The following is a 26,130-nucleotide window of genomic DNA, read 5'->3' as shown; positions in this document are numbered from 1 at the left end:
GGTTTAATCCGCTCAGCATAGGCTGATCATCATTCTTATGGAGGGGATATTATGCCCATGCCACCGGGTTTCGGACTTGCCGAGACAAGACCTGTCCCACGGCCGTTGTCCGAACAGCAAGATCGCCTTGGTTCGCGGGACGAACGGCCTTTTGCGCATCTGATGGAAGCTGCAAAAGATGCGCAGCGTCGCCCGGAAAAGGCGCCATCGGATGATCAGCGCATGCCTGCGCCTGCCCGCACGGAAGCCAGAGTTTTAGAAAGCGGGACGGAGTCAGGCAGGGTCGCGCCCAATGAAACCGAGAAAGCCGCCCCCCTAGATTTGCCAGATGGCAGCAGGGCCCAGAATAAGCACTTGGCGGCCCCTAGCGGCATGAAGCTGATGCTGGGCGATCCAGACATTTCAATACCCAAAGAGCCGGGGCGTGATCAGGTTTTTGCCGGCGTTTTGCTCCATCCGTTGATGAAACCGCTCATCAGCAGCCCAAATCCGGAAGCACAGATTCTGGCGGCTGAGCTTGGCGGCATGGCAAATGAGGGCGGGCCTATTCTATCCGCATCGCCCGTGATGCCGGCAGCCCAGCCATCGGGGGAATTGCCGCTGATCGAGGGGCTATCGGCTGATCTGCCAAGGCAGGGCGTGGCCAGCGATCTTGTTCCCGTACCTGTTCCGATGCCAGCCGCTTTATCGCCTTTTCCTGCACCACCATTTCAGGGTGCGGGCCAAGCCGTGGTGATCAATGGGGCAGCCACAGCGATACCAGTGCAGCCCATGCCTGTTCAGGCAGGCCCAATGCAGCCTCTCCCGGTGCTTCCAAATGGGGCGGCGGCGCTGCCCTTAGAGCCTGCCCCTCCTGCTCTTGTCATCGCAGATAGCACGATCATCAACCCAACCGCAGCCGCATCCAAAGGCAGTTCAGTCGGGGCTTTGGCAGCGTCTTTGGACGTACCACCATCACCGCCGTCACCGGCATTGCCACCATCGCCTAAAGGTTTTTCGGCCGTGGCGGCATCACCTTCCTTCATTCCGGGGGGCATAAGCGAGGCTGGTTTGCCTTCTTCATCCTTTTCGGCTTTTAGCGGCGGCGGTGCGTTCTCATCTGGTGCGGCACCGGGCGGGCTGGCCTCAGCCGCTCTGCCCGCCGCCCCGGCGATTGCCAATCAGATCATCGCACAGTTGAATGGATCGGCGCGCCACAGCCTGTTGCAGGGTCAAAGTCATATGCGGATCAGCCTTCATCCATCGGAACTGGGGCAGGTGGATGTGCGGCTCAGCATGCGGGATGGCAAGATGACCGCGCATCTTGTGGTCGATCGTGCTGAAACGCTGGAAATTCTACAAAGCCAAAGCCGCCATCTGGAAAAGGCGCTGGCCGATCCGGCGGCTCGGGCTGACGACCGATCAGATGCCAAGCTGGAATTATCGCTCAGAAATGATCGGGGAAATGACCGGGGCCATGATCGGGGCGGGCAATTTGGCGGCTTTTTGGGCGGCTCGGGGGGTGATCATCCTGATCGATCGGATCGCGCCGCAGCAACGGCCATAGCAGGCGCTTTAGCGCCAACAGACCTAGAGGCCACAAGCAATGAAAACAAGGCCGCACCGCTTTTATGGGGGCGGCGCGATGGCCATGTGGATGTAAAACTTTAGACAAGGATCAAAGCTGATGGATATCACCAATACATCATCTGTAGGCAGCGCCACCACGAATGCCCTGAGCGGGGATATCAATACCTTCCTGCAATTGCTCACCGCGCAATTACGCAATCAGGATCCCCTCAATCCTGTGGATAATACCGAATTCGTTGCCCAATTGGCGCAATTCAGTCAGGTGGAACAGCAATTGGAATCCAATAGCAGCCTGAAATCCATTCTGGATGTGATGAAAGGGCAAAGCCTGAGCGATCAGATCGCTTTCATGGGGCAGATTGTGGAAGCCAGAACCGATCGTTTGCCTCTGGGCCCGGATGGCGCGCAAATTCAATATCGCCTTGATAATCCCGCCGATGCGGTAACAATCACGATTTTGGGGCCGGGTGGGGAACCCCTTGCCACACTGCCCGGATCGGTGGAAGCCGGGGCGAATACCGTGCTCTGGGATGGCCGGGGCGAGGATGGCATCGCTTTGCCCCCCGGCAGCTATGCCATTGCTATCGAAAGCCTGCGTAATGGGCTGATGAGCCGGGTTGATCCCGTCATCGCCGGAGTGGTGAGCCAGGTGCGGGTGAATGAAGCGGGCGAAGCCGATCTGATCTTGTCGAACGGGCTGACCGTGCCAGCCGACAGCATCACCCGAGCCGCAGCCCCCATGAACCCTGTGGCCCCGGCGGGCTGAGGGATGCTGCTTTATTCGAGATCAAAAAAACCCCCGTTCAGAAAACGGGGGTTTTTCATATCCGTAAAGGGTATTTCTAAAGCTTATGAAGGGCGGGGTTGCAGCATCAGGCGGCTGAAATGAACCGAGGCGATGTGTTCAGCCCCCAATCGAGCGTTCATATCCTGACGCAGAAATTCCGATAACAGATCAGGTTTCTGGGCATTTTGCAGATCAAAAACCCCCCGCGCCGCCAATTGCATGAAACCCGCCAAGGCTTCATGGCGCACCCGGGGCATATGCCGCAATAAAAAACCGGCGCTTTCATTGCTGGAGGCACCAAGGCTGATTTCGGCCAGCAAAAAGGCTTTGACCTCATTGTTCAGATCATGAACGGGGATTACCAACTGGCCCATATCCAGATAGCTGTTATCGGCCGATAAAGCGGCTTCTTTTTCATCCTCACCCTCGGCTTTTTGATTTTGGGCCTTATCCGGATTTGTAAAATAGCCAACCCCATACCCCCCAAGCCCCACCAAAAGGCCAAGGATCACAAGAGGATGGGTGAGCACTTGTTTATAAGGAAGGGGCATGGTGCAGGGCCTTTGTCAAAAGGGAAGGATGATATCTAGGAATTCCTGACCATAGCGGGGTCTTTGAATATCGCTGAGCACGCCGCGGCCGCCATATTGAAAGCGGGCTTCGGCAATCTGGTCATAGCGAATGGTATTATCGGTGGCCACATCTTCGGGGCGGATGATCCCGGCGATACGAACTTCGCGTAATTCAGAATTCACGCGCAATTCCTGTCGCCCGGAAATCACGAAATTTCCATTCGGCAATTCCTGAATCACAATGGCGGCCACCCGCAAACTGATTTCTTCCTCACGGTCGATCTCGCCTTCACCATTATGCTGACTGTTGCTATTGAGATCGATAGCGGCCGAAGGATCAAAGCTATTGGGCAGGGCATCATCCAATTCCCCTGGCAGGCCGAAAAATCCATCAAGCCCCAGATCGGAATTGGCGGTCCGGTTTTGCCGGGTGGAATTGGTTAATTCCGCTTCATCATCTATATCGATCACCACGGTTAAAAGATCGCCGATGGATTGGGCGCGCAGATCCCGGAAAAAGGTTTTTTTCCCCGCTGTCCATAAAGCATTGGGTGGCAGGGTCTGATCACCCATGGCGGGCAGGGGGTAGCTCACCACCTGATCCTCCCGGCGCTGCTGGGGATCTTCAACCGGGGTCATTTGTGGATCTTCGCCGATCCGCCCCAAGCGCCCGGAACAGGCGCTGAGGCTGGTGCCAAGGCTGGCCAGCAGAATGGCTTTGAAAGCGGCGGACTTAAAAACTGACTTCAACATGGCCATGACCGATAATCCTTGCTTCAATAACTTTCTTGCTGGCGATATTCATCACCTGCACCATTTCATGCATTCCGCCATCGGAAAGAGCGCGCCCTTTGCCGGTGATTTTCATCTGTGCGGAATGATAAGAAATCTCGACGAGGCTATTGCGACTGACGATGGTGCGTGCACCGATCTGGTGGGCTTCGATGGGTCGTCCTGCGGGCAAAGCGCGGCGGGCCTCCTGACCGATCAGATCTCTGCCATCGAGCACAGCATCGGGCGAAATGTCAGACAGGCGTAATGGCTCGCGCACCAGATCAGCGGCGGTGATCATTTCCCCGGGCCGGATGGTGCGGTTTGGCACGATGGCTGGCTTTTCGACATAAGCGCGGCCATAAATCCGGGCAAGATGGCCGCCGGTATCGATGAGCGCGCTGAAGCGACCCGAAGCGCGGTCGTAATCGATCTGCTGGATGTGCATGGCCTCGGTGATGCCCTGGCTTGCTACCCTGACGATCAGGGTTTCATCGGCATCGAGCATATTGTCCTGCTGGCTCAGGATGTGCTCTGCCAGTTTATTTTCCAAAGCAATGCTGGCCCATGCGGGATGCCCCGGAAAAAGCGCGGCATAGCCGCAGATAGCAAAGCAGAGCAATCCTTGCATGATGATACGAGCCATGGCGTTCATCCCTTGATGCCTTGTCAAAATCTAGCGCAGATTGGTCACGGTCCGGGCCATTTCATCGGCGGATTCGATGATTTTGGAATTCATTTCATAGGCGCGCTGCACGGTGATCAGATTGGTGATTTCCTCAACGATATTGACATTCGATCCTTCAACGAAGCGCTGGCGCAAGCGCCCAAACCCTTCTTCGCCGGGAATGCCCAATTGCGGATCGCCCGAAGCGGCTGTTTCGCGAAACAGATTATCACCCAAAGCTTCCAGCCCCACTTCATTGAGAAAAGCAACAAGGGTGATCTGCCCCTGAGCCACAGGATCATCCTGGCCATCCACCACGGCAAACACCTCGCCCGAGCGATTGATGATGATATCTGTGGCTTCCTGGGGAATGAAAATGCCCGGATCGATCTGAAAACCCTCATTGGTGACAATCTCTCCCTCATCGGAAAGCTGGAAATTGCCGGCCCGCGTATAGGCGGTTTCCCCATCGGGCAGGGTTACGGCGAAAAATCCCCGGCCTTCGATGGCCACATCAAGGGGATTGGATGTCTGGATCAGCGAACCCTGGGTGCCGATTCGGCTGACGGCGGCGGCCTTTACGCCCAGTCCCAATTGCACCCCGGCAGGGACGATGGTGCCCGCATCCGAAGAAAAGGCACCCTGCCTTGTTTCTGTCTGGTACATCAGATCAGTAAATTCGGCCCGATTGCGCTTGAAGGATGTGGTGTTCACATTGGCAATATTATTGGCAATCACCTCAACATTCATTTGCTGTGCCATCATGCCGGTGGCGGCGATTTTCAAGGCTCTCATGACGGATCTCCTCAGGAAAATTGAAGGGGGGCGCTGTGGTATCAGCTTCGGCGGCCAAGCCTGCTGATGGCTTCACGCTTTAATTCATCGCCATTTTCAATGAACTCCGTGGCTTGCTGAAAGGCGCGGGAAATATCCATCATGCGCACCATTTCCAGTATCGGCTGCACATTGGATTGCTCCAACGATCCCTGAATGAGCGCGCTTTCCAAAGCCGGTTGCGGCGGCGCCACGGCGGCATAAAGGCCATCGGCGGCGCGTGTCAGGCTTTGATCTTCGGGAAATTGAACAAGTCCGATCTGGCCGACCTGCTGCTCGAACTCCCCCAGCTTTTGGGAAATCATGCCATTTTTGGCTATCTGTATCGGCCCGCCTTCCGGGTCGATGGCAATGGGGGCCTGGTTGATATCAAGGATCGGCAGCCCGCTAATGCGGGTGACCAGAACGCCATCGCGGGAAATCGCCATCCGGCCATCCCGGCTGTGCAAAATCCCTGCTGGGGCATCCACACTCAGCCAGCCTTCCCCCATGATCGCCAGATCGAGGGGATTGCCGGTTTCATCCAGATTGCCTTGGCGCACATTAAGAAAATTCGCTTTATCGATCACAAATGACACTGGATCAGATAGCCCGGCTTTCTCCATGGATTGATCAAAAAGGGTGCTGTCGCCGCGATAGGCCACTGTGCCGGCATTGGCAATATTATGCGCCACGATATCAAAGCTGCGTTCCAAAGCCACTTGGCGCGACAGCCCCACATAAAGCGATGTATCCATGATCCACTCTCTCAATTTGAACCTGAATTTAATGTACAGCACGTAGTTTAAATCGAAGTTTCAAAACAAAAGATCGTTGAATGAAGTAAAGAATTGCAAAAATGATGAAAAATTTAAATAAAAAATTTGTCATTAAATTTTATATATTTTTGGGGTGCTTATTATTTTTGCCGCACTCCCATGGTGTTTTTGCACAATCCATGGTGATTCCTCGGCCCAAGCCTATCAAGGCTGAGGGGGTGGCGGCTGTTGCCGATAAACATCGGTCCTCCGCATCTTTATGGGCGCTGGGGATGCAATATTGCCGCTTGCCGACCAAAGCCCTGTTCAGCGATCCCATCATCCCGCCGATCCCATCGGATCGCAGTTTCCAGGAACAGCGCGCTGCCTATCATGTGGCTTTATCCCGTTTTGATAAGGGCTCTTTGGCCTATCAAATGGCGCTCAAGGACCTCGCCCGTTTTTATTTTGGCCATGCCATGCTGGCTGAAACTCTGGCGGTTTTGCGCGATGATCCTGCCCCCGATCCAGCACTTTTGATGGCGTCGCACATTCTGCTCGATCGCCCCATGGATGAGGCCAGATTGGCGGGATGGCTGGTGGATGGGGATCGCGATGCCTGCCTATGGGCGGCAGCGCAATCGGCTTTGAAAGGCGGGCCATTGGCCGATCATCTGTGGTTAGGGGCAGCCTATCGGCGCCTTGCCGCCTATCCTTTATGGTTGCGCGGGCGGCTGACGGCGATCTTTGCAGAGTCCTTGGTGGAAACGGGCCGGGTCGAGGAAGCGGCGGATTTGCTCGGGGCGGAAAGCTTGCCTTCCCGGTTATCTGAACCCCGGTTGTCTGAACAGACAAATATCTTGCCAGCCGATCAGGCTGCCCTGCTCATGATCCGGGGGCGGATCGCCGATAATCAGGCTTTATATGAAGAGGCAAGAGCCCTTTATCTCGATGCCATGGCCGGGGAAGGGAGTGCCGCTATCGAAGCGCGCTTGCGCTTGCTGCTGATGGTGGCAAAACGCCAAGACATAACCATGCCCCAATTGATCACAGCCCTTGAGGCTTTGCGCTATGATTGGCGTGGCGATGGGATCGAAGCGCAGGTGATGCTGGCTTTGGCCGCGGCCTATCGGCAGATAGGGCAATCCATTGAAAGCGGCCTTGTTTTGCATGATGTGATCACGGCTTTTCCGGGCAGCCTGTGGGCGCTGGTGGCGCGGGAAAAATTATCCGAACTGGTTCATGCTTTGGTTAAGCCAAAGGGGGATGACGCGATCCCGGATGAAGATCGGCTGGCGGTGATCGATTTTCTGCTGGTAAGCCATGCTGATCATGAGCCGGGGCTGATCCAGCGTGAAATCACCCGCTATTCCAGCCATTATCTGATGGCGGCGGGCCTGCCCATGGCGGCAGCCCGCATGATGCAGGCCTATCGTGCCGCGATCAGCCCACAGGAGGCAGATGCCTTTGCGATCAACCATGCCCATGCCCTGATGGCGGCATATCAGCCGGAGATGGCTGCGGCCATTCTGGATGCGGCCAATCCGCAAAAGCCGCCCCTGCTGGCCGAGGTTGATCCTTTATGGCTTGAAATCAGGATCGCCATTGCGCGCGATGAGCAAAGCCGTGCCGCCGCGCTGATCGCCGAATATGAAGCGGAAAATCCCCTGGGTGCTGCGGATTTTTATTGGCAGATCAGGGCTTGGGCGAAGGCGGCTTCGGCCTATGAAGCGGCGATGGCCGCTGCGGATCCCATGGCCCTGTCCCCAAAACAGCGCCGGCGCTTTCTAGTGGCGTCATATCTGGCCGGAAACAATCTGGCCCGAAACAATCTGGCTCCAGATGATCTATCGGCAGGCCATGCGGCTCTTTATGCAGCCCTTTATGGTGCTGACCTAAAAGCGCCGTCAGCGCTCGCGTCCCAACCGTCTCGCGATGGATCATCCCCCAGGGCCGAACCTTTGAGCCATGCCGAGATGCTGAGGCAGGACCTGCCGGATATCACGGCGCTGGGCACGATCATCGAGCAGATCACCGAAGATATTTTAAATCAGCAACAAGATTTCAATGCAGCAGAAGGCTGAGGGGGTGACGCTCATGCCGCAGAAGCCGCAAAAGGGAGGCAAATCATGAATATGATTATCGGTGCGATCATTGTGATCGCCAGTGTTTTGGGCGGCTTTGCAGCCCTTGGCGGGCATGTGGATCTGTTATGGCAGCCTTATGAAATTCTGATCATTGTGGGGTCGGCCATCGGGGCCTTTACCATTGGCAATCCGCGCCGGGTGATCCGCGATACCGGCCGGGCGCTGATGGGGTTATTGGGAAATAACAAATATAAGCGCGCTGATTATCTGGAATTACTGTCTTTGCAATTTGCCCTTTATAAGCAGGCAAAAGCCAAGGGCATGATGTCGTTAGAACGCGATATCGATGATCCTTTTTCCAGCGATCTGTTCAATAAATTTCCCGGCATCCTGAAAAATGAACGCGGTCTTTTGTTCATCACCGATTATCTGCGCCTGATTTCATTGGGATCGGAACGCGCCCATGAGCTGGAAGCCCTGATGCAGGAAGAAATGGAAACCATGCAAAGGGAGCAGGCCCAAGCCCCAAAGGCCCTGCATCGGGTGGCGGAAAGCCTGCCTGCATTGGGAATCGTGGCGGCCGTTCTTGGGGTGATCAAGGCGATGGGGGCGATCAATCAGCCGCCAGAAATTCTGGGTGGATTGATTGCCGGTGCTTTGGTCGGCACCTTCATGGGGGTGATGCTGTCTTATGGCTTTGCCTCGCCGGTGGCGGTGGCGATCAAAACCCGGCGCGAGGAAGATCTGAATTATTTCACCTGCATCAAGGCCGGGCTTTTAGCCTATCTCAATGGCTATGCGCCCCAGATTTGCGTTGAATATGCCCGCAAGGTTCTGATCACCGAAATGCGCCCCAGTTTTTATGAGGTGGAAGAAGCGACGATGCTGGCGGTGGCGATGAACAGAAAACAGGAAGAACAGGCGGCGGCCTGATCTCAAATCTTGAAAGTGTGAACCATGGCCAAAAAACCGGATAATCTGATCATCATCCGCCGTCCGAAATTATCGGATGATGATGATGGCGAGCATGATGGCGTGTGGAAAATTGCTTATGCCGATTTTACCACGGCCATGATGGCATTTTTTCTGGTTTTATGGCTCGCCACCATCACCACCGAAAGCCAGCGCGATGGGCTGACCGATTTTTTCAATCCGGTTTCGGTGTCTCGCTCCAATTCAGGGGGCGAAGGCATCATGGGCGGACGCTCTGTGGATCAACAGGGTTCGCTCACCTCTCCCCATGCCGAGGGCGAGCGCAGCCTGCCGGTTTCATCCCCGCCGGTGGAAGCCGAAATCGGCAGCGAAATTCGGGCCCCTTATCTGGGCGATGATTTAAACCTGCCCACAGGCAATGAGGCAAGCGCGGATGCGCGCCGCCTTCTGGCCGAAATGGATGAAGGCGTGAAAGCCGAAATGCGCAGGATCAAAACCATGGCAGAAAGCGAGACCACGGCCATGGATGGGCTTGAGGAAGCAATCCTGAATGCGATCAAGGCCGAAGACGATTTGACGGACCTGCTTTCGGTGATGCTGTTTGAACGTACACCTGAAGGATTGTTGATCCAGATCACTGACAAGCAAGGCTTTGCGATGTTTGCCACGGCGCAATCCCAACCAGGGGACCGCGCAGCGCTTTTGCTTGATCTGGTGGCCCGGGCTTTGAGACGGGTGGATAATCCGATCATCGTGCAGGGCCATACCGATGGCGCAGGTTATTCGGCAGAAGCTTTTGGCAATTGGGAATTATCGGCAGCCCGCGCCAATGCGGCCCGGCGGCTTTTGGAATCCGGCGGGGTGGCAGGCGATCGGATCAGGAAAATCGAGGGGATGGCCGATCGCGATCCCCTGATCATGGATCGCCCCCTTGATCCGCGCAATCGGCGGATTGCTATTCATGTTTTGCGGCAAACACCCTTGGCGGTGAATCTGTTGCCGGAATTTTCCAATAAATACCGCCGTTGAACAAGCATAAGAAGGCGGGGTGTGCTGGATAGGCAAATAAATATCTAAAAATATCAGTAAAAGTGAAATTTCATCGCAGTTTAAAGTGACGGGCCTAGTCTTGGGAGAGCGATGAATGAACCCCATAGAGGAGTAGACGACATGAGTTTGGGAAGCGCATTACAAGCCGGGGTGAGCGGTCTTTTGGCTCAGGCCACCAGATTGGCGACCATTTCCGATAATCTGGCAAATTCTTCTGTGGTTGGCTTCAAACGATCGGATGTTGATTTCACATCCCTATTCGTGGGCACCGGCGGCGGCAGCAGTTTTGCCGCATCAGGCACCATTCCCAATGTGCGCACCGATATTTCCCTGAATGGAACCATCACCACATCGAGTGGCAGCACCGATCTGGCGATTGCCGGGCGCGGCATGTTTGTGGTGACATCGGATGTTGCGGGTACCGGGGCCAATGAATTTGCCCTCACCCGTGCCGGGCAGTTTTCCCCTGATGCCAATGGCTTTTTGCGCAATAGCGCGGGCTTTGTGCTTCAGGGCTTTGCCCTTAATCCCGATGGCAGCTTTGCCGCAGGGGTTCCCAGCCGCGATACATTCGGCAGCTTGCAGCCGGTCAATATCAATGCGTTCAATAATATCGGCACCCCCACAACCCAATTGGGCCTGCAGGGCAATCTGCCGGCGCAATTGACCGGGCTTGCCCCGCCTCCCGGCCCGCTGGTGACATCGGTGGAATATTTCACGCCTTTGGGGGCCGCCCAAACCCTGACCCTTGAATGGCAGGCCACGGCCACCCCCAATCAATTCGATCTCAGCATCACGGATTTCGATGGCACGGCTTTGGGCACGGTTACCATCGATTTTGATGATGGCATCACCCCCGGTGTTACGGCGGGATCGCCCGCGGCCTTTACCACCGCCCTTCCCGAAGCCAATGGGGTTGTGACCCTGACCGTCAATGGCGGGCAGGTCATTGAATTATCCCTGGGCAATGTGGGGGGCTTGAACGGCATCACCCAATTTGTGGGCGATAATTCGGTGCGGGCGCCCGTGCGCGATGGCACCCCGGCAGGGGAATTGCGGGGCGTGGAAATCGGCGATGATGGCACGGTTTTCGCCATCTTCGATTCCGGGGCAAGGCTCGCCTCTTTCATCGTGCCGGTGGCGGATCTGGCCAATCCCAATGGCTTGCAGCCCATTGATGGGAATGCCTTTCAACTGACCAGAGACTCGGGAACCTTCCGCCTGTTCAATCCCGGGGAAGGCCCCAGCGGCGAATTGCGGAGCAATGCTCTGGAAGTGGCGAATGTTGAAATCGCTCAGGAAATCACCTCGATCATCGAAACCCAAAGGGCTTATTCCTCGAATGCCACGGTGATCCGCACCGCCGATGAAATGCTGGAAGAAGCCACCCGCCTGAAACGATAAAATCACTTGATGCCCGGGCTTTAAGCGAAAGGGAGAGCGATCATGAGTTTGACACTGGCCTTGTCCAATGCGCAATCCGGCTTGCGGGCGGCGCAGCAGCAGATTGCCACCACATCGGTCAATATTGCCAATGCCAGCACGGAAGGCTTTGTGCGCAAGGATGTGTCGCTCAGCTCATTGGTGCTTGGGGGCGTGGGATCGGGGGTGGTCTCCAGCCAATTGCGCTCGCCGGTGGATCAGCAGCTTGTGCGCGATATCCGCTTTCAATCCGCGCTCACAGCGGGTGCTGAGGTGCAGGCCGAAGCTTTGAGCCGCTATAGCGATCAATTAGGCGAGCCGGGGGAGGAGCGATCCATCCCCTTTTTGATCGAAGGTTTGGCCGATGGCTTCAGGGCCTTGTTCGATGCCCCCGCCAGCCCCAGCGCCCAGCGTGGGGCCTTGAATGCCGCCAATGCTTTGGTTGATGGCTTTGGCGCTTTGCAAGATACCCTCAATGCCGAAAGGCTGACGGCGGAACAGTCTATTTCCTTTGCCGTGAGTGAAGCCAATGAACGGCTGGGGCGGATCGAGGATCTGAACCGGGATATCCGGCAAGCCGTGGCTTTAGGCGAAGATGCCTCGGATCTGCAGGATGAGCGCGATCGCCAGCTTGATGGCTTATCCAGCCTTATGGGGGTGCGCAGTTTTACCCGTGAAGATGGGGAAATGGTGGTCCTCAGCCGCGAAGGGGTCACTTTGGTGGATGGCAGGGCCCGGCAAATTGATTTCACGGCTGTGAGCGCCATGCCCCCCAATCTGGTTTTCGGTGCGGGATTGAGCGGGCTGAGCGTTGAAGGGATCGATATCACCCCCGGCGGTGGCGATCCCACATCGATCCAATCAGGCCGATTGGCGGGGCTTTTTGCTCTGCGCGATGAGGTGTTCCCGGCTTTTCAGGCCCAGCTTGATGGGTTGGCCAGTGGGGTGATCAACAGTTTTCAAAATGCCGATCCCAGCGTTCCGGCCGGTACGCCGGCTTTATTCACCGATGCCGGGGTGGCCCATGATCCGACGGCCTTTGCCGTGGGTCTGGCGGGTCGCATCGCCGTGAATGGCGCGCAGGTCGATCCGGCGCAGGGGGGTGTTCTCAGTCGTTTGCGCGATGGTGTGGGGGCGATTGTGCCGGGGGCCAGCGGGGATAGCAGCCAGATTGCCAATTTCCTTGATGGCCTGACCGGCACCACAAGCTTTCCCCCCGGCACGGGGCTTCCCACGTCGCAAACTTTGCTGGGCTTTGCCGCGGCCATGGTGGATCAGCAGCAAACGCAAAGAGTGGCAAAAGAGCGCGATGCCGGGTCCAGCGCCATTGTGCGCGATACCCTGATGAACCGGCTGGTCAATCAAACCGGGGTGAATGTGGATGATGAAGCCCAAAGGCTTTTGATCATCGAACAGGCCTTTTCCGCCAATGCCCGGATCATTGCCACGGTTCAGGCGATGTTTGATGAGCTTAATCGTATCAGATAGGATGGCAAGATGATCAGTCTAACTCCTTCAACCCTGGGCGCGCAGATGAGCAGCGCTTCACTGGTTAAAAATCTGCAATCCGATATTGCGCAATTCCGGGAACAATCGATCACCGGGAATAAGCTTGATATGGCGGCTGAAGGCCCCGGCCAATCGGCGCTTTTGATCGGTTTGCGGGCGCAATTTAGCCGGATTGAAAGCGATATGCGCTCTTTGCAAAGCTTTCAAAGCCGCGCGGATTTAAAGCAGCAGGCGATGCAATCTGTTGAAGGCAGCCTGACCGGCGTTTTGACCATTGCCGCTACCGGGCTTGATGATCTGAATGAAACCATGCGGGTGAGCCTGCAAACGGCGGCGAAAGGCGCGCTCGATGAGTTGATCGCGGCTTTCAATGTCAGCGATGGCCAGCGCTTTTTATTCAGTGGCATTGCCACGGATCGCGCGCCCATGCAGAATTTCAACCAGATAAATCCGGGCACCGGTTTTTCGCCGGCTCAGGTGATCGAAAATGCCATTGCCGCCACCCCACCGGTGGATGCAGCCAGCGCCACGGCGCTTCTGGCTTCCATCGATCAGATTTTTGCCGATACCGCGGCAGCGGGTACCAATTTCGAAGAAACCTTTTTCAATGGGGCGCCCACCGGCAGCCCGCCCTCGCAGGCGCGGATTTCCGATCAGGTGATTGTTGATTTCGGCCCCGAAGGTAATGATCAGGCCCTGCGTGATATCATCAAGGGGCTGGCGGTTTTTGCAAGCTTTGATCCGGCAGCTTTGGCCGATGATGCCTTTCCGGTTTTGATGAAGGGGGCCTTTGATTCACTGTCATCGGGGCTTGATGGCTTGCGTTCAGGCGCGGCCCGCCTTGGCGAGCAGCAGCGCCTTGCCCAATCTTTGGAAGATCGCAATGGAGCCCTGAAAACCATCCTGAATGAGCGGGTGGTGAATCTTGAAACCGTCGATCCCTTTGAAACTCAGGTACGCTTGCAGGCGCTGATCGGGCAGTTGGAAACCTCTTTCACCCTCACCGCCCGGATTGCCAATCTGTCGCTGGTCAATTTTATCCGCTGATCGGGCTGAAACAGGCCGCTTTTCCTCACTTTTTTTCATGAAAAATTCACAAAAAACCCCCTGCCAGATCACCGGGCGGGGGGTTTGTCATTTTATGCTATAAAGCTATGTTTTCAAACAGCTTTTTGCAATTGCGGGCGGCTGATCTGCGCGATGCTGATCGGTGCCTTCACCATCGTGGGAAGCCGGATGGCGGGGGTCTGTTCGCAGGCCTTGCCGAATCGGGTGCGCCCGGCGCTGGTTTTTTGGGGCAGATCGAATTTATAGCCGCGCCCATAAACGGTTTCGATATATTGCTGACCGCCTGTGGCATCGGCGATTTTTTTGCGCAACTTGCAGATATAAACATCGATCACTTTATCGTGGGGCAGCATATCCACCGTGCCATAAACAGCATTATACACCGATTCCTTGGAAACGACGCGTCCCGATTGTTGGGCCAGATGCATGAAAATACTGTGTTCGCGGTGGCTGAGCTTCAGCCGCCGGCCTTTGACATCGGGATCGCGGCCATCCAGAAAAATGGTGAGATCGCCGATCTGAAGATTGCTTTTGTTTTCACCAAATCCGCGCCGCAAAATCGCCCTGATTCGGGCGGCCATTTCATCGCCATTGATGGGTTTAACCACCACATCATCGGCCCCGGCTGCCAAAAGATCGGCAGATTGACGGGCATTTCTGAAGGGAAGCAATGGAATGATCGCGGCTTTCAGATTGCACTGCCGCAAGGTGGCGACGATATCGATTGGGCAGGCAATATCGCCTAAAATAACCGCGCCATAAGCATCGAGCCCAAGCTGTTCCTGATCAAGACCATGCAACAGGCGTGGGTCCATCAGATCCGTGGGAAATTTGGCGCGTTCCATGGCATTGGCGATGGATCGTGCGGTTTCTGGATTGGTTTCGAAAAGCAAGGCACGCATAAGAACCCCCTTATTTGCGGTTGTTATCACATAAAATTTCGTGTTTTTCACCTGACACGAGATTTTGCGAATGCAGGTGAATAATCGACACAACCATATTAAGTAAAGATAAATAGAAAACTCTAAATTAGATCAAAAATTTGACGTTCTAAACGATAAACAAGCATAAAATTTTAGCAAATAGGTATTTATAACCTATTTTAAAGTTTGCGCTTTAAGGTGCATGGAATTGGATCAGTTTTTACATAGGTGGAACGTGGCCAGTTTTTCTAAAAATTTAATTTTCATTCTTTTATCTTTTTATGCGATATCCGCCCAAATCGCTCAGGCGGCCCAGGTGCGGGTCAAGGATATCACCAGCTTTGAATCCGTGCGTTATAACCAGCTTATTGGCTATGGCCTTGTGGTGGGGCTGCCCGGCACGGGGGATCGCCTGACCAACACCCCCTTTACCGAAGTCAGCATCATCAGCATGTTGCAGCGTTTAGGGGTGGCTATTCCCGATGCCAATCTGCGCACCCGCAATGTTGCGGCGGTGATGGTTACGGCCCGATTGCCCGCTTTTGCCCGCAATGGTTCGGCGATCGATGTTTCGGTGGCGGCGATGGGGGATACCACTGATCTGCGGGGCGGGATGTTGCTGGCCACGCCTTTATTGGCGGCTGATGGCCAGGTCTATGCGGTGGCCCAGGGGCAGCTTTCGGTTTCCGGTTTTGCGGCCGGTGGTGATGCCGCCAGCATCACCCGTGGGGTTCCCACCATTGCCAGCGTTGCCAATGGGGCTTTGGTCGAACGCGAAATGGGGTTCAATCTTGATGATTTCAGAAGTTTGCGGATGCGCCTGCGCAATCCCGATTTCACCACCGCTTTGCGCGTTGAGGCGGCAATCAACAGCTATTTCGATGCGCGAATTGCCAAGGCTGAAGATTTATCGACCATCGTGATCGCCGTGCCTGAGCGCTTTCAAAGGCGTGTGGCCCAGTTTTTGGGCGAGGTTGAGGCTTTAAGGGTGGAGCCGGATCAATTGGCCCGGGTGGTGATCGATGAAAATTCGGGAACCATCGTGATCGGGGCCGATGTCAGGATCAGCGAAGTGGCGGTGACTTTGGGGTCGATCACCATCGAGGTGAATGAGCAGCCGGTCGTCTCGCAGCCGGCACCCTTTGCCGAACAGGGGGAAACGGTGGTGGTGCCGCGCACCAATATCGGGGTTGATGATCAATCCGAAGCGCGGTTCCAGCTTTTGCCCGAAGCCCCCACCTTACAGGAACTGGTGGCGGGTCTCAATGCGCTGGGGGTTGGCCCACGGGATGTGATTTCCGTATTGCAGGCCATCAAATCGGCCGGGGCGCTTCATGCGGAACTGATCATAGAATAAGAAAAGCCGATGTTTGATCCCATAGCCCAAATCAATGCGTTTCCCCTTCCCATGTCAGCCGAAAGCCAGGCGCCCATTGATGAAAAAGCCTGGGGCGTGGCCAAGGATTTTGAAGCTCTGATGATGGGTCAGATGGTGGAGCAGATGTTTTCGGGCCTTGATCAGGATGGTTTTTTCAGTGGCGGCTATGGCGAGAAAATGGCCCGGGGCATGCTGAGCGAGCCTTTGGGAAAAGCCTTGTCTTCATCAGGAACACTTGGCATTGCCGAAGCGATTTATCGAGATATTTCAGGTATTTATCAATCCTATGGCACAATGGGTGACGCATGATGATGGGTTTGCGCTCGATCTTGAAGGATTTCACCGGCAAAAAGCCTGAAGCACAGGATGCCCCCGCTGTTGAGCCCACCCTGAGCGATGGGTCTGAAGGGGAGGATGATCAGAATATCTCTGAACATGAAGCCGCCTTCATAAAGAATATGGATCAGCTCATCGCAGTGCTGGAGCAGGAGGGCAGCTATCTGGCAGCCGGCAGGATCGACTCTTTAACCGGGCTGCAATCGGAGAAGGAAAAAGCGCTGGATCAGTTGATTGCTGCGGCCAAAAGCTTCCGCGAAAGCGCCGATACAGCCGGATGGACCGTTTCGGAACAGCTTTTGAAAAAAGCCGGGCAGTGCGATCAATTGGCCCAGGAATGCAAGCATAAGCTGGAAGCGCATAAACATGCGGTGCTGCATTTGCATAGTTGTTTCATGATGGCGCTGGAGAAAAGCCATGCCGATGGCACCTATGCCAAAGATGGAACTCTCTCGCGTCCGGGCAATCTTTCGCAAAAAGGGCTGAATACGCGGCTTTAGGGGCTGGCTCTAATAGGCATATATGAAGTTGTCGTGCCCGTTCTTTTTTATAGAGCGGGCATGTTCTTTTATGATTTGATGCGTAAATACCTAAAATACCATTTTTTAATTCGCCTTAATCGGCCTCTGTCACAGTGATGGTGCAGAGGGATAGAACCCTGTTCCTCATGCCCCAGCGTCAGAAGGCGCCCGTGTCAACCTGAGAAAACGGGAACTTGTAAAATGGCTGGTATTTTAACCAATGTGCAGGCGCAGGTCGCCTTGCAAACCCTTCGTTCGGCAACCAATAGCCTGAATGAAACCCAGGATCGGATTTCCACCGGACTTGAAGTGCGGACAGCGAAAGACAATCCGTCTTTCTTCCTCGTCTCACAGCAGGTGCGGGGCGATAATGCCGTGCTCAATGGTTTGCGAGACAATCTTACCCTGTCGGTGAATGCGGCAAAAACAGCCACCAATGGCATCACGGCCATTTTTGGTACGATCAACGAAATCCAGCAGGCCCTGACCACCGCCGACTCCGGTCAGGCGCTGGATGAGCTTCAGTTCACCATCAATAATCTGGTGGGCGAAGTGGAAGGCACGATCAATGCCACCTCTTTCAATGGCATCAATCTTCTTGCGGGGAACAATACCCAGACTGTGACCACCACGGTGACCCGCGACGGCGGTAATTTCAATATCTCGACCTTTACCCTCGTCGAACAAAATCTTGGTGATATCTCGCGCTTTGATGCCACGGCAGCGGGGGGTGTGCTCACCCTTGAGCGTGCTTTCGCATCTTTTGCTCCGGGTGTTCTGGATCAGATCGATGGGGCCAATCCCACGGGGCAGGGCGGTAATGGACAGATCGATTTCGTAGCCGGTGGCGACGATGATCTGGCCGCCGTAGCTTCTCCCACGGTAACAGAAATCACGGTCAATGCCGATGTCGGTGCGGCCATCAATAATGCATTGGTGCAATTTGGTCAGACGGCTATTGCTGCCAATGCCGATGGCACGGTGACCTTTGATGGCGCGGCTGCGGTGGCCCTTGATTTCGATGGCGATACTTTTAATGAAGTCAATACCCTTGAGGAATTCGTCAATACGGTTGTTGTGGGGGATACGGCCCTGCGTCAGGCGGTTGCGGAATCCGGCTTCACCGGTGCTTTGCGGACCATTGCGGTGAACGGTGCCAATGGCAATGTGCAGGCAGGTCTTGTGGTGGCCGATGCGTTGATCGGTCAGGTCAATCTGGCTTCATCCACCTTGGGGACATTCGAGCGGACCTTGGAAAATCGTCAGAATTTCCTGGATAATCTGTCCGATTCTCTGGAGCAGGGCGTTGCCTCTTTGGTGGAAGCGGATCTGGATGAAGAATCCACCCGCTTGCAGGCCTTCCAGGTGCAGCAGCAGTTGGCCATTCAGGCCCTTGGGATCGCCAATCAAAATCCTCAAAACATCCTGTCGCTCTTCCGATAGGACGTGTCCCCCGGCTTTTGGTCGGGAAACGGGATCGTTACGGGACGCTGTCATGGCGTCCCGTTCTTCCCGGCGCTGCGAGGCTTATGGATCGCCTGCGCGCCCTTGTAGAAAAGCAAGGAGACTGGATCGATGTTGGCATCGGCTGTGGGCGGCGCATCCGCCTATAAACAAACCATCAGGGAAACCGAAAATCCACGTTCCATCGAACGCCGGGTGTTCAAATCCGTGACCGCATCCCTTGAAATGCTGGCCCATGAAAAGCCGCCCTTCAAACCCGATATCATGCGCGCCCGCAATGATGCTTTGGCGCGCAATTCGCAATTATGGGGCGTGGTTTTATTTGAAGTTTCAGATCAGGAGAATGCCCTGCCCATGGCTTTGCGCGCTCAATTGATCAATATGGCGCTTTATGTGGATCGCACTACCCCGGATGTGGTGGCGGGCAAACGGCCCATGGATAGCCTGATCGATCTCAACCAATCCATCATTCGCGGGCTTGAGGGCATTGCATCGGGCGATGGAGGCGGGCATGGCGCTTAGACTGAGGCTGAAGCCCTTTGAAAAGGTGATCATCAATGGCTGTGTCGTTACCAATGGGAACCGGCGCAATACCATTACTTTATCGAATTTCGGCCATGTCATCAAAAGCAAGGATATCATGCAGCCGGAAGGGGCGAAAAGCCTTTATGGCCGCTTTTATTTTCAGGTCCAGACCCAATTGATCGAAGCGCAAAAAGGTGATGTTCATATCGACGAGATCAATAAGATCGCCTCGCAGCTTTATCTGGCGGCAGCATCTCATGAAGAACGCACGGCCCTGATGCGGGCGCTGGATTTTGTCCATGCCGGTGATTTTTATAAGGCCCTGTCGCATATCCGCGCTTTGATGCGCCGTGAAGCCCCCGATTGCCTGCCATCCGGGATGGATGCTGATCACGCGCCAGACAACAGCCCCGAGGGCGAGGAGACAGCGCCCAGGCAAGGGCAGAAGCCCCGCAGTATTTTTACCTATAGCGTTGAGGAGGAAGACCATGGCGTCAGTTCCCCCGATCGGATCTGGAACCGTTCAACAGCCCACCACCCTTGAAACGGCTGCCGATAACAGAGCATCCGTGGCGCAAACCCAGGGCCGAACGGATACGCTGGAAGCCAAAGCCATTGCCCGCGCGGCTTTGGCCGATGAGGTGCGCGACAAGCAACAGAACCGCGAGGCTTTTCGCATCCGCTTTCGCGATAAAACCCGGCTGGTGACCGAAGTGCTCGATTCCCAAACCGGCAATGTTCTCTATGAAATTCCCCCGGGCTTGCGCCCCTTGGAGCCGTTCATGGTGACCCTTGATGATCTGTTGGAAGGGGAGCCGGTGCTTGAGGATATTCCCTCTATCCGTGAGGAGCGCTGATCATGACCAGCAGCTTTGCCCAGTTTTCTCTGGTGGATCGCACCTTCAATAAGCAGGTTGAGACGATGGCTTCGCGGGGGGAAAACCGCCGCGAGATTGAATATTTCGTGAACAATATTGCCAATGTGGAAAGCGCCGAAGACCTGGTGAAGGATAGCCGCCTTTTGCGCTTTTCCCTGACCGCCTTTGGGCTTGAAAGCCAGTTTTTTGCCAAGGCTTTGGTGCAGCAGGTGCTGGAAAGCAATCTGAATGATCCCCGGTCTTTGGCCCGGCGGATGACGGATCGGCGCTTTCGGGATTTTGCCGCTGCCTTTAATTTTGGCGGTCCCGGCGCGCCCAAAAATGGCGATCTCGATTTGACCAAAGCGGTTGTTCAGCAGTTTTTATCGGTGAAGGTGGAAGAAGAGCAGGGCAAGCAGAATGAAGCCGTGCAGCTCGCCCTGTTTTTCCAAAGACAGGCGCCGCGCATCAAATCCTTTTTCGATATTTTTGCCGATCGCGCTTTATCCGAAGTGTTTCGCGTGGCCTTGCGTTTGCCCCAACAGGTTTTTTCGCAAGATCTTGATCGTTTGGCGGTCAAGCTTGAAAGCCGCTTTGATCTGGAAAAACTGCAAGATCCGGTTGAACTGGAAAAATTCATCAAACGCTTCACGATCCTGCATGATCTGGAAAATGGCGGCGGTGCGGGCGGTCTTTCCGGGGTTGCTGCGGACCGCCTCAGCCTCTTCAGGCCTTTGTCCTTGCCCTCATCGGGGCAGAATAATCTGCTATCCATCCCCCCCATCACGGTGCGTGGGCCTTTCGTCTTTTAATATTCAGCCCGATGATCGAAGGTTTCAGGAGTCCATCACCGCAGGCCGATGATCAGCGGTCATGGCAAGGGGGCCGCTTTCGTCAGGGCCTAAAACGGTGCCCGTTCGCACCTCGCTTTTTTGATCGTCTTTGCGCCATTTGGATTGATCTTGTTCTCCATCATGATGATGGGGTGGGGGATCGCTAAATTCGATGATTGCGGCCAGTGTTTCAAAGGCTTCCATCTGATTGGCATGGTCATGGGTGGATTGGCGGCAGAAATCTTCAAGCCTGGGATAATAGGCGATGGCCTGATCCACATCGGGATCAGAGCCCTGCTTATAGGCGCCCAAACGAATCAGGTCTTCGCGTTCTTCATAGATGGCCATCCATTTGCGGGCCGCTCGATAGACCGCATTTTCCCAATCATTATGGCAATCGGGCAGCATTCTCGACAGGCTGCGCAACAGATCGATAGCTGGAAAGCGGCCTTTTTCCGCGAGCTTTCGCGATAGCACCATATGGCCATCCAGAATGCCGCGCACGGCATCGGATATCGGCTCATTATGATCATCCCCATCCACCAGCACGGTGAAAATTCCGGTCACATCGCCTTGGCGGTTGATGCCCGGTCCGGCGCGTTCCAAAAGCTTGGGCAATTCCGAAAACACCGAAGGGGGATAGCCCTTGGCGGTGGGTGGTTCCCCTGCGGCAAGACCGATTTCGCGCTGGGCCATGGCAAAGCGGGTGACGCTATCCATCACACATAAAACCTGTCGGCCGCGCTTGCGTTGATCTTCGGCCAAAGCCAAGGTGAGATAGCTTGCCTGTTTGCGCATCAGCGGGCTTTCATCGGACGTGGCGGCCACGATGATCGATTTTTCAAGGCCGGCCCGGCCCAAACCATTGATGAATTCACGCACCTCGCGGCCCCGTTCGCCGATCAGCCCAATCACATTCACCGTGCTTTCGGAATGGCGCAAAAGCATCGATAAAAGGGTGGATTTGCCGACCCCCGAGCCTGCGAAAATTCCCATTCTCTGGCCCCGGCAAAGGGGGGTAAACAGGTCGATGACCTTGATCCCGGTCTGGATTTTGCCCCCCACCGGGCGACGGCTCATGGCATTGGGGGGGGTGTTGCGCAAAGGCAGAACGAATTCGCCCTGCGGCAGGGGACCAAGGCCATCGATGGGCTGGCCCAAAGCATTTACCACCCGCCCCAGCCAGCCATCATGGGGCCTGACGCTGAAATAGGCCCCATCAAACATTACCTTGCAGCCATGGCTGATGCCATCCATATCCTGAAGCGGCATGACAATCGATTGACCATCGCGAAAACCGATGACCTCGGCCTGAAGTTGGGTGCCATCGCGGCGCATGATCTGGCAGATATCGCCAACCGCCAGGCGGGTTTCCAGCCCTTCCACCAAAAGCGTGCGGCCCGCCGTTGCGGTGACCGAGCCCTGCCAGCGCGGGCCGGGCATGGCGCGCAGTTCCAGCGTTAATTCATCAAATATTTTCATCAAAATATCCGCTTATGGATGCCTTTCCATCAGCATAGGTTCGCCCCGTCAAAGAGACGTAAAAGATAAAATTGTTCCCTTTAAATCGTGTTTAAGTCAGCGCGTGCATGGTTTTGTGAGCCAAATCAGGAATTGATTCTGTTACCGGAGCCTTTCAGATGCTGCTTGATGGAATAGAAGTCGTCCGCATGGCGCAGATGCGGCTTTCATATTTAAGCGAACGCCACAAGCTGGTGGCCAGCAATGTGGCCAATGCCGATACGCCCAATTTCCAGACCAAGGATTTGAAACCCTTCGATCAGGTGATAGATAAGGCGTTCGGGATGGCCATGACCACGGCCCGCACCCATGCCGATCATCTGGGGCCATTGGCCGGCGAACAGCGCTTTGCCCTTGATCGCAAGGCCGATGGCTGGGAACGGGCACCGGCGGGCAATAGTGTTGTTTTGGAACAGGAAATGATGAAAGCCTCGCAGATTTCCGGGGCCTATGACCTGACCAGCCTGATTATGGGCAAAACCGGCGACATGATGCGCACCGCCCTGAGCTTCAGGGCCTGATTGCGATGATCCCTGATCGCACAATCGCAAACCCCCCGCAGATGAATAGTCAGGAGCCGCGCTATGGATGCCCTTGAAGCTGTGATGAAAATTGCATCCCACGGGCTGCAGGCCCAAAGCCTGCGCCTGCGGGTGGTGGCAGAAAATATCGCCAATGCCAATTCCACGGCCAGCGTTCCGGGGGGTGATCCCTTTCGGCGGAAAACCGTGGTATTTGATCAGATCATGGATCGCGCCACCGGCGCAGAGCTGGTGACCATCAAAAATATTGGTGTGGATCGCTCCGATTTTCTGGAAGTCCATGATCCCGGCCATCCTTCAGCCGGGGCCGATGGCATGGTTTTGATGCCGAATGTAAAGCCTTTGATCGAAATGACCGATATGCGTGAAGCCTCGCGCAGCTATCAGGCCAATCTCAATGTCATCGAACAGGCGCGCTCAATGGTGATGAGCACGGTGGACCTTTTGCGCCGCGCCTGATCCTCATTTTTTCATATCCCCCACAAGCTTGGAAGAATTTCAGCCATGGCGATCACTTTTCTCCCCGTCGAACATGTAGCTCAGGCCTATAACACCGCCCAATCCATGGGCCTTGATGGCCCCGGTGCGGCATCCTTCACCGATCAGAACGGTGTCAGCTTTGAAGATTTCATGAAAGCCGGGGTCGAGACCGCGATCAATCGCGTGCGCGGCTCGGAAGCGGTCACCGAAGCGGCTTTGCGCGGTAAAGCCAGCGTGCAGGAGGTGGTGCAATCGGTGATGGCCGCCGATATGACCGTGCAATCGGTGATCGCGGTGCGTGATCGGCTGGTCAGCGCCTATCAGGAAATCCTCAGAATGCCGATCTAGGCAATGCTGGGCAATGCCGGGTCGGATGGTGGCGTACCATGAATGAAGCCGATGTGATCACGGTGATCCGTGAAGGTTTATGGACCGGGCTTGTGGTGGGTGGCCCTTCTTTGGCAGCGGCTTTGCTTTCGGGCCTTTTGATCGCATTTTTCCAGGCGCTGACCCAAATTCAGGAAATCACCCTCACCTTCGTTCCCAAGATTTTCGCCATCTTCTTTGCGGTGCTGATCAGCCTGCCATTCATGTATCAGGCCATGGCCCGCTATGCCGAACTTCTGGTGGATATGATGATCCGGGGCTATTGATAACAGGATAAATCGTATGGCAAGCCTTGCTCTGCCCCATGGCGCCAAACGCCATCAGGATCTGATTTTTGCCATTGGTGTGCTGGGCATTCTGGCGGTTTTGTTTCTGCCAATGCCCGCCTGGGCGCTGGATGCCGGATTATCGGCCTCTATGGCTTTGGCCTTCCTGATCCTTTTGGTGGCTTTGTGGATCGAAAAGCCCCTTGATTTTTCAAGCTTTCCGGTGATTTTGCTGGTCGCCACGATGTTTCGTCTGGCCCTTAATATTGCGTCCACCCGGCTTATTCTGGCCGAAGGTCATACCGGCCCCGATGCGGCGGGCGGGGTGATCCAGGGGCTATCGCATTTCATCATATCGGGCAATTTTGTCATTGGCCTCATTGTGTTTGCGATTTTGGTGGTGGTCAATTTCGTGGTCATCACCAAAGGGGCGACCCGCATTGCCGAGGTGGGGGCGCGCTTTACCCTTGATGCCATTCCGGGCAAGCAGATGGCCATTGATGCCGATCTTTCGGCGGGGCTGATCGATGATAAAACAGCTAGAACCCGGCGCAAGCAGCTTGAAGATGAAAGCTCGTTTTTCGGATCGATGGATGGCGCATCCAAATTCGTGCGGGGCGATGCCATTGCCGGTTTGATCATCACCGCGATCAATATCATCGGGGGCATGATCATCGGGGTGGTCCAGATGGGGCTGGAAGCCGGTGAGGCGGCGGCGTCTTATACCATCCTCACTGTGGGCGATGGGCTGGCCAGTCAGGTGCCCGCTTTGGTGGTTTCATTGGCGGCGGGGCTTTTAGTGGCCAAAGGCTCCAATACCGGCAGCGCCCATGTGAGCGTGGTGGCGCAATTGGGCGGCTATCCAAAGGCTTTGATGCTGTTGGCGGCTTTGATGGTGTTGTTTGGTTTGATGCCGGGCCTGCCCGCGCTGCCTTTTCTGATTTTGGGCAGCTTATCAGGAACAGCGGGCTGGCTGGTGCATAAAGGGGTTTTGAAAACCCGCGCCGAAGAAGATGAAAAAACCGCCAGTGCGGCCCTGCCGGATAAAGAGCAGAGCGCCGAACAATCCTTGAAGATCGAGGATATAGAGGTGCAGGTGGGGGGGCAATTGGTGCCCCTGATCGCAGCGCCCGATAAGGGGCTTCCCCCTAAGGTGAAATCCTTGCGGATGCGCTTTGCCCGGGAATTCGGCTTTTTGCTGCCCCCGGTCAGAATCCGTGATGATGCCTATGTCGATGCCAATGCCTATGTCATTTTGGTGCAGGATATCGAAGTGGCACGCGGCCATGTGATGATGGGCCGCAAGCTGGTGATCAATCCCAGCGGCGGCGATGTGGATGTGCCGGGCGAGGCGACGAAGGAACCCACATTCGGCCTGCCTGCCAAATGGGTGGATGATGCAACAGCCGAACTGGCCGAAGCCCGTGCCTATACGGTGGTGGATACGGAAAGCGTGATCATCACCCATCTGGCAGAAGTTTTGAAAGGGCAGTTGCATCATCTGCTGACCTTCGCCGCCTATCAGCGCTTGCTGGATAATCTTGATCCCGATTATGAAAAGCTGCTGGGCGATATCGTGCCATCGCAGCTTTCATCCACGGCCATCCAGCGGGTGTTGCAAGCGCTTTTGGCCGAGCGTTTATCGGTGCGCAATCTGCCGCTGATTTTGGAAGGCATATCCGAAGCCATCGGCTGGACCCGCAATGTCACCCTGATCACCGAGCATGTGCGCGCGCGGCTTTCGGCGCAGATTTCCGCCACTTTGAAGGGGGCCGATGGGTTCATTGCGGTGATTTCCTTGTCATCGAAATGGGAACAGGCCTTTTTGGAGCATATCCGCCGCGAAGGCGAAGATCGCTCTTTTGCCATGCCGCCTTCTTTGGTCACTGAATTCGTGACGCAGGCGCGCTCGAAAATTCAAACCCATGCCAGCGCCCATTGCTGGCCCGCTCTTTTGGTGGGGGCCGAAGCCCGGCCCTTTGTGCGCTCGCTTCTGGAACGGGTCAGCCCCACCACGCCGATTTTGTCGCATGCCGAGCTTGATCCGAAAACGCCGGTTAAAACTCTGGATCAGATATAGTTTTGCGAGGG

28 protein-coding genes are annotated in these 26,130 nt (G+C 55.5%); 21 read left to right on the top strand and 7 right to left on the bottom strand.

The window, feature by feature from the left end; all coding sequences use genetic code 11:
- The first annotated feature begins 105 nt into the window (after positions 1 to 105).
- Positions 106 to 1,650: a flagellar hook-length control protein FliK gene (locus AQ1_RS01080; protein ID WP_042083063.1), complete on the top strand. Its 1,545-nt coding sequence runs from the start codon at positions 106 to 108 to the stop codon at positions 1,648 to 1,650.
- Positions 1,651 to 1,666: 16 nt separating this feature from the next.
- A complete protein-coding gene (locus AQ1_RS01075; protein WP_042083061.1) occupies positions 1,667 to 2,335 on the top strand; it encodes a flagellar hook assembly protein FlgD in 669 nt (222 codons plus the stop codon).
- A gap of 83 nt (positions 2,336 to 2,418) precedes the next feature.
- Here AQ1_RS01075 and AQ1_RS01070 read toward each other — a convergent pair whose 3' ends face one another.
- Genes AQ1_RS01070 through AQ1_RS01050 form a run of 5 tightly spaced genes read right to left on the bottom strand, consistent with a single transcriptional unit; the run spans position 2,419 to position 5,937 of the window.
- The gene (locus AQ1_RS01070) at positions 2,419 to 2,907 is read right to left on the bottom strand and encodes a flagellar basal body-associated FliL family protein (protein ID WP_042083059.1); all 489 of its coding nucleotides are present in this window, start codon (positions 2,905 to 2,907) and stop codon (positions 2,419 to 2,421) included.
- 15 nt (positions 2,908 to 2,922) lie between these two features.
- A complete protein-coding gene (gene flgH, locus AQ1_RS01065; RefSeq protein WP_313979321.1) occupies positions 2,923 to 3,687 on the bottom strand; it encodes a flagellar basal body L-ring protein FlgH in 765 nt (254 codons plus the stop codon).
- The gene (gene flgA, locus AQ1_RS14310; protein ID WP_052370682.1) at positions 3,662 to 4,345 is read right to left on the bottom strand and encodes a flagellar basal body P-ring formation chaperone FlgA; all 684 of its coding nucleotides are present in this window, start codon (positions 4,343 to 4,345) and stop codon (positions 3,662 to 3,664) included. Before flgA ends, flgH begins: the two co-directional genes overlap by 26 nt.
- A gap of 30 nt (positions 4,346 to 4,375) precedes the next feature.
- Positions 4,376 to 5,161 (bottom strand): flagellar basal-body rod protein FlgG, encoded by a 786-nt coding sequence (gene flgG / locus AQ1_RS01055; RefSeq protein ID WP_042083056.1) that lies wholly within the window; start codon positions 5,159 to 5,161, stop codon positions 4,376 to 4,378.
- Between the two features lie 41 nt (positions 5,162 to 5,202).
- Positions 5,203 to 5,937, bottom strand: a complete 735-nt coding sequence (locus tag AQ1_RS01050; protein ID WP_042083055.1) for a flagellar hook-basal body complex protein — start codon at positions 5,935 to 5,937, stop codon at positions 5,203 to 5,205.
- A 239-nt stretch (positions 5,938 to 6,176) separates the two neighbouring features.
- On the opposite strand from AQ1_RS01050, the gene AQ1_RS01045 reads away from it, so the two are divergent.
- From AQ1_RS01045 to AQ1_RS01020, 6 genes are all read left to right on the top strand, one after another.
- Positions 6,177 to 8,021, top strand: a complete 1,845-nt coding sequence (locus tag AQ1_RS01045) for a hypothetical protein (RefSeq protein WP_152550368.1) — start codon at positions 6,177 to 6,179, stop codon at positions 8,019 to 8,021.
- Between the two features lie 45 nt (positions 8,022 to 8,066).
- On the top strand, positions 8,067 to 8,957 hold the full coding sequence (gene motA, locus AQ1_RS01040; RefSeq protein WP_042083049.1) for a flagellar motor stator protein MotA: 891 nt from the start codon (positions 8,067 to 8,069) through the stop codon (positions 8,955 to 8,957).
- A 24-nt stretch (positions 8,958 to 8,981) separates the two neighbouring features.
- On the top strand, positions 8,982 to 9,986 hold the full coding sequence (locus AQ1_RS01035; protein ID WP_042083047.1) for an OmpA family protein: 1,005 nt from the start codon (positions 8,982 to 8,984) through the stop codon (positions 9,984 to 9,986).
- A gap of 141 nt (positions 9,987 to 10,127) precedes the next feature.
- Positions 10,128 to 11,411 carry a flagellar hook protein FlgE gene (locus tag AQ1_RS01030; RefSeq protein WP_042083045.1) on the top strand — a complete coding sequence of 428 codons (1,284 nt, stop codon included), beginning with the start codon at positions 10,128 to 10,130 and terminating at the stop codon, positions 11,409 to 11,411.
- Between the two features lie 42 nt (positions 11,412 to 11,453).
- Complete coding sequence (gene flgK, locus AQ1_RS01025; protein ID WP_042083042.1) at positions 11,454 to 12,917, top strand: flagellar hook-associated protein FlgK; 1,464 nt, start codon at positions 11,454 to 11,456, stop codon at positions 12,915 to 12,917.
- Positions 12,918 to 12,926: 9 nt separating this feature from the next.
- Positions 12,927 to 13,985 carry a flagellin gene (locus tag AQ1_RS01020; RefSeq protein WP_081836966.1) on the top strand — a complete coding sequence of 353 codons (1,059 nt, stop codon included), beginning with the start codon at positions 12,927 to 12,929 and terminating at the stop codon, positions 13,983 to 13,985.
- A 113-nt stretch (positions 13,986 to 14,098) separates the two neighbouring features.
- Here AQ1_RS01020 and AQ1_RS01015 read toward each other — a convergent pair whose 3' ends face one another.
- Positions 14,099 to 14,908, bottom strand: a complete 810-nt coding sequence (locus tag AQ1_RS01015) for a response regulator transcription factor (RefSeq protein WP_052370680.1) — start codon at positions 14,906 to 14,908, stop codon at positions 14,099 to 14,101.
- A gap of 223 nt (positions 14,909 to 15,131) precedes the next feature.
- Here AQ1_RS01015 and AQ1_RS01010 point away from each other — a divergent pair, with 223 nt between their 5' ends.
- From AQ1_RS01010 to AQ1_RS00975, 8 genes are all read left to right on the top strand, one after another.
- Positions 15,132 to 16,286 (top strand): flagellar basal body P-ring protein FlgI, encoded by a 1,155-nt coding sequence (locus AQ1_RS01010; RefSeq protein WP_042083038.1) that lies wholly within the window; start codon positions 15,132 to 15,134, stop codon positions 16,284 to 16,286.
- A 51-nt stretch (positions 16,287 to 16,337) separates the two neighbouring features.
- Complete coding sequence (locus AQ1_RS01005) at positions 16,338 to 16,616, top strand: rod-binding protein (protein ID WP_042083142.1); 279 nt, start codon at positions 16,338 to 16,340, stop codon at positions 16,614 to 16,616.
- On the top strand, positions 16,613 to 17,143 hold the full coding sequence (gene flgN / locus AQ1_RS01000) for a flagellar export chaperone FlgN (RefSeq protein ID WP_042083036.1): 531 nt from the start codon (positions 16,613 to 16,615) through the stop codon (positions 17,141 to 17,143). Before AQ1_RS01005 ends, flgN begins: the two co-directional genes overlap by 4 nt.
- A gap of 222 nt (positions 17,144 to 17,365) precedes the next feature.
- Entirely contained in the window at positions 17,366 to 18,607 is a 1,242-nt protein-coding gene (locus tag AQ1_RS00995) for a flagellin (protein ID WP_042083035.1), read from the top strand.
- A 132-nt stretch (positions 18,608 to 18,739) separates the two neighbouring features.
- Positions 18,740 to 19,150 carry a flagellar biosynthesis regulator FlaF gene (locus tag AQ1_RS00990; protein WP_042083032.1) on the top strand — a complete coding sequence of 137 codons (411 nt, stop codon included), beginning with the start codon at positions 18,740 to 18,742 and terminating at the stop codon, positions 19,148 to 19,150.
- Positions 19,140 to 19,697 carry a flagellar biosynthesis repressor FlbT gene (locus AQ1_RS14305; protein ID WP_161760360.1) on the top strand — a complete coding sequence of 186 codons (558 nt, stop codon included), beginning with the start codon at positions 19,140 to 19,142 and terminating at the stop codon, positions 19,695 to 19,697. Before AQ1_RS00990 ends, AQ1_RS14305 begins: the two co-directional genes overlap by 11 nt.
- Complete coding sequence (locus AQ1_RS00980; RefSeq protein ID WP_152550367.1) at positions 19,642 to 20,010, top strand: hypothetical protein; 369 nt, start codon at positions 19,642 to 19,644, stop codon at positions 20,008 to 20,010. Before AQ1_RS14305 ends, AQ1_RS00980 begins: the two co-directional genes overlap by 56 nt.
- A 2-nt stretch (positions 20,011 to 20,012) precedes the next feature.
- Positions 20,013 to 20,822, top strand: coding sequence for a DUF1217 domain-containing protein (locus tag AQ1_RS00975; RefSeq protein WP_052370673.1), 810 nt, complete (start codon positions 20,013 to 20,015; stop codon positions 20,820 to 20,822).
- Positions 20,823 to 20,846: 24 nt separating this feature from the next.
- Here the strand turns inward: AQ1_RS00975 and fliI are convergent, their stop codons facing one another.
- A complete protein-coding gene (gene fliI, locus AQ1_RS00970; protein WP_081836965.1) occupies positions 20,847 to 22,325 on the bottom strand; it encodes a flagellar protein export ATPase FliI in 1,479 nt (492 codons plus the stop codon).
- Positions 22,326 to 22,483: 158 nt separating this feature from the next.
- On the opposite strand from fliI, the gene AQ1_RS00965 reads away from it, so the two are divergent.
- The 5 genes from AQ1_RS00965 (at position 22,484) to flhA (ending at position 26,119) form a co-directional block, all read left to right on the top strand.
- The gene (locus tag AQ1_RS00965; protein WP_042083027.1) at positions 22,484 to 22,885 is read left to right on the top strand and encodes a flagellar basal body protein; all 402 of its coding nucleotides are present in this window, start codon (positions 22,484 to 22,486) and stop codon (positions 22,883 to 22,885) included.
- 63 nt (positions 22,886 to 22,948) lie between these two features.
- A complete protein-coding gene (gene flgC / locus AQ1_RS00960; RefSeq protein ID WP_042083024.1) occupies positions 22,949 to 23,365 on the top strand; it encodes a flagellar basal body rod protein FlgC in 417 nt (138 codons plus the stop codon).
- A gap of 45 nt (positions 23,366 to 23,410) precedes the next feature.
- Positions 23,411 to 23,734: a flagellar hook-basal body complex protein FliE gene (locus tag AQ1_RS00955; RefSeq protein ID WP_042083022.1), complete on the top strand. Its 324-nt coding sequence runs from the start codon at positions 23,411 to 23,413 to the stop codon at positions 23,732 to 23,734.
- Positions 23,735 to 23,772: 38 nt separating this feature from the next.
- The gene (locus tag AQ1_RS00950) at positions 23,773 to 24,039 is read left to right on the top strand and encodes a flagellar biosynthetic protein FliQ (protein ID WP_042083020.1); all 267 of its coding nucleotides are present in this window, start codon (positions 23,773 to 23,775) and stop codon (positions 24,037 to 24,039) included.
- Between the two features lie 16 nt (positions 24,040 to 24,055).
- Positions 24,056 to 26,119, top strand: a complete 2,064-nt coding sequence (gene flhA / locus AQ1_RS00945) for a flagellar biosynthesis protein FlhA (RefSeq protein ID WP_042083017.1) — start codon at positions 24,056 to 24,058, stop codon at positions 26,117 to 26,119.
- Positions 26,120 to 26,130 lie beyond the last annotated feature (11 nt).

The sequence above is a fragment of the Iodidimonas nitroreducens genome (assembly GCA_000710935.1).
Classification (GTDB): domain Bacteria; phylum Pseudomonadota; class Alphaproteobacteria; order Sphingomonadales; family Rhodothalassiaceae; genus Iodidimonas; species Iodidimonas nitroreducens.
This window is presented reverse-complemented; position numbering and strand designations above follow the sequence as displayed.

Excerpts from the sequence above, each read along its gene's own strand:
- AQ1_RS01015 (WP_052370680.1), bottom strand. The coding sequence starts at position 14,908 with ATGCGTGCCTTGCTTTTCGAAACCAATCCAGAAACCGCACGATCCATC.
- AQ1_RS01030 (WP_042083045.1), top strand. The coding sequence starts at position 10,128 with ATGAGTTTGGGAAGCGCATTACAAGCCGGGGTGAGCGGTCTTTTGGCT.
- flhA (WP_042083017.1), top strand. The coding sequence starts at position 24,056 with ATGGCAAGCCTTGCTCTGCCCCATGGCGCCAAACGCCATCAGGATCTG.
- AQ1_RS01050 (WP_042083055.1), bottom strand. The coding sequence starts at position 5,937 with ATGGATACATCGCTTTATGTGGGGCTGTCGCGCCAAGTGGCTTTGGAA.
- AQ1_RS01075 (WP_042083061.1), top strand. The coding sequence starts at position 1,667 with ATGGATATCACCAATACATCATCTGTAGGCAGCGCCACCACGAATGCC.
- AQ1_RS00965 (WP_042083027.1), top strand. The coding sequence starts at position 22,484 with ATGCTGCTTGATGGAATAGAAGTCGTCCGCATGGCGCAGATGCGGCTT.
- AQ1_RS00955 (WP_042083022.1), top strand. The coding sequence starts at position 23,411 with ATGGCGATCACTTTTCTCCCCGTCGAACATGTAGCTCAGGCCTATAAC.
- AQ1_RS00950 (WP_042083020.1), top strand. The coding sequence starts at position 23,773 with ATGAATGAAGCCGATGTGATCACGGTGATCCGTGAAGGTTTATGGACC.
- flgN (WP_042083036.1), top strand. The coding sequence starts at position 16,613 with ATGATGATGGGTTTGCGCTCGATCTTGAAGGATTTCACCGGCAAAAAG.
- fliI (WP_081836965.1), bottom strand. The coding sequence starts at position 22,325 with ATGAAAATATTTGATGAATTAACGCTGGAACTGCGCGCCATGCCCGGC.
- flgK (WP_042083042.1), top strand. The coding sequence starts at position 11,454 with ATGAGTTTGACACTGGCCTTGTCCAATGCGCAATCCGGCTTGCGGGCG.
- AQ1_RS14305 (WP_161760360.1), top strand. The coding sequence starts at position 19,140 with ATGGCGCTTAGACTGAGGCTGAAGCCCTTTGAAAAGGTGATCATCAAT.
- AQ1_RS00980 (WP_152550367.1), top strand. The coding sequence starts at position 19,642 with ATGGCGTCAGTTCCCCCGATCGGATCTGGAACCGTTCAACAGCCCACC.
- AQ1_RS01010 (WP_042083038.1), top strand. The coding sequence starts at position 15,132 with ATGGAATTGGATCAGTTTTTACATAGGTGGAACGTGGCCAGTTTTTCT.
- AQ1_RS01020 (WP_081836966.1), top strand. The coding sequence starts at position 12,927 with ATGATCAGTCTAACTCCTTCAACCCTGGGCGCGCAGATGAGCAGCGCT.
- flgH (WP_313979321.1), bottom strand. The coding sequence starts at position 3,687 with ATGGCCATGTTGAAGTCAGTTTTTAAGTCCGCCGCTTTCAAAGCCATT.
- AQ1_RS01070 (WP_042083059.1), bottom strand. The coding sequence starts at position 2,907 with ATGCCCCTTCCTTATAAACAAGTGCTCACCCATCCTCTTGTGATCCTT.
- AQ1_RS01035 (WP_042083047.1), top strand. The coding sequence starts at position 8,982 with ATGGCCAAAAAACCGGATAATCTGATCATCATCCGCCGTCCGAAATTA.
- flgC (WP_042083024.1), top strand. The coding sequence starts at position 22,949 with ATGGATGCCCTTGAAGCTGTGATGAAAATTGCATCCCACGGGCTGCAG.
- flgA (WP_052370682.1), bottom strand. The coding sequence starts at position 4,345 with ATGGCTCGTATCATCATGCAAGGATTGCTCTGCTTTGCTATCTGCGGC.
- AQ1_RS00975 (WP_052370673.1), top strand. The coding sequence starts at position 20,013 with ATGACCAGCAGCTTTGCCCAGTTTTCTCTGGTGGATCGCACCTTCAAT.
- flgG (WP_042083056.1), bottom strand. The coding sequence starts at position 5,161 with ATGAGAGCCTTGAAAATCGCCGCCACCGGCATGATGGCACAGCAAATG.
- AQ1_RS00990 (WP_042083032.1), top strand. The coding sequence starts at position 18,740 with ATGTTGGCATCGGCTGTGGGCGGCGCATCCGCCTATAAACAAACCATC.
- AQ1_RS00995 (WP_042083035.1), top strand. The coding sequence starts at position 17,366 with ATGGCTGGTATTTTAACCAATGTGCAGGCGCAGGTCGCCTTGCAAACC.
- motA (WP_042083049.1), top strand. The coding sequence starts at position 8,067 with ATGAATATGATTATCGGTGCGATCATTGTGATCGCCAGTGTTTTGGGC.
- AQ1_RS01005 (WP_042083142.1), top strand. The coding sequence starts at position 16,338 with ATGTCAGCCGAAAGCCAGGCGCCCATTGATGAAAAAGCCTGGGGCGTG.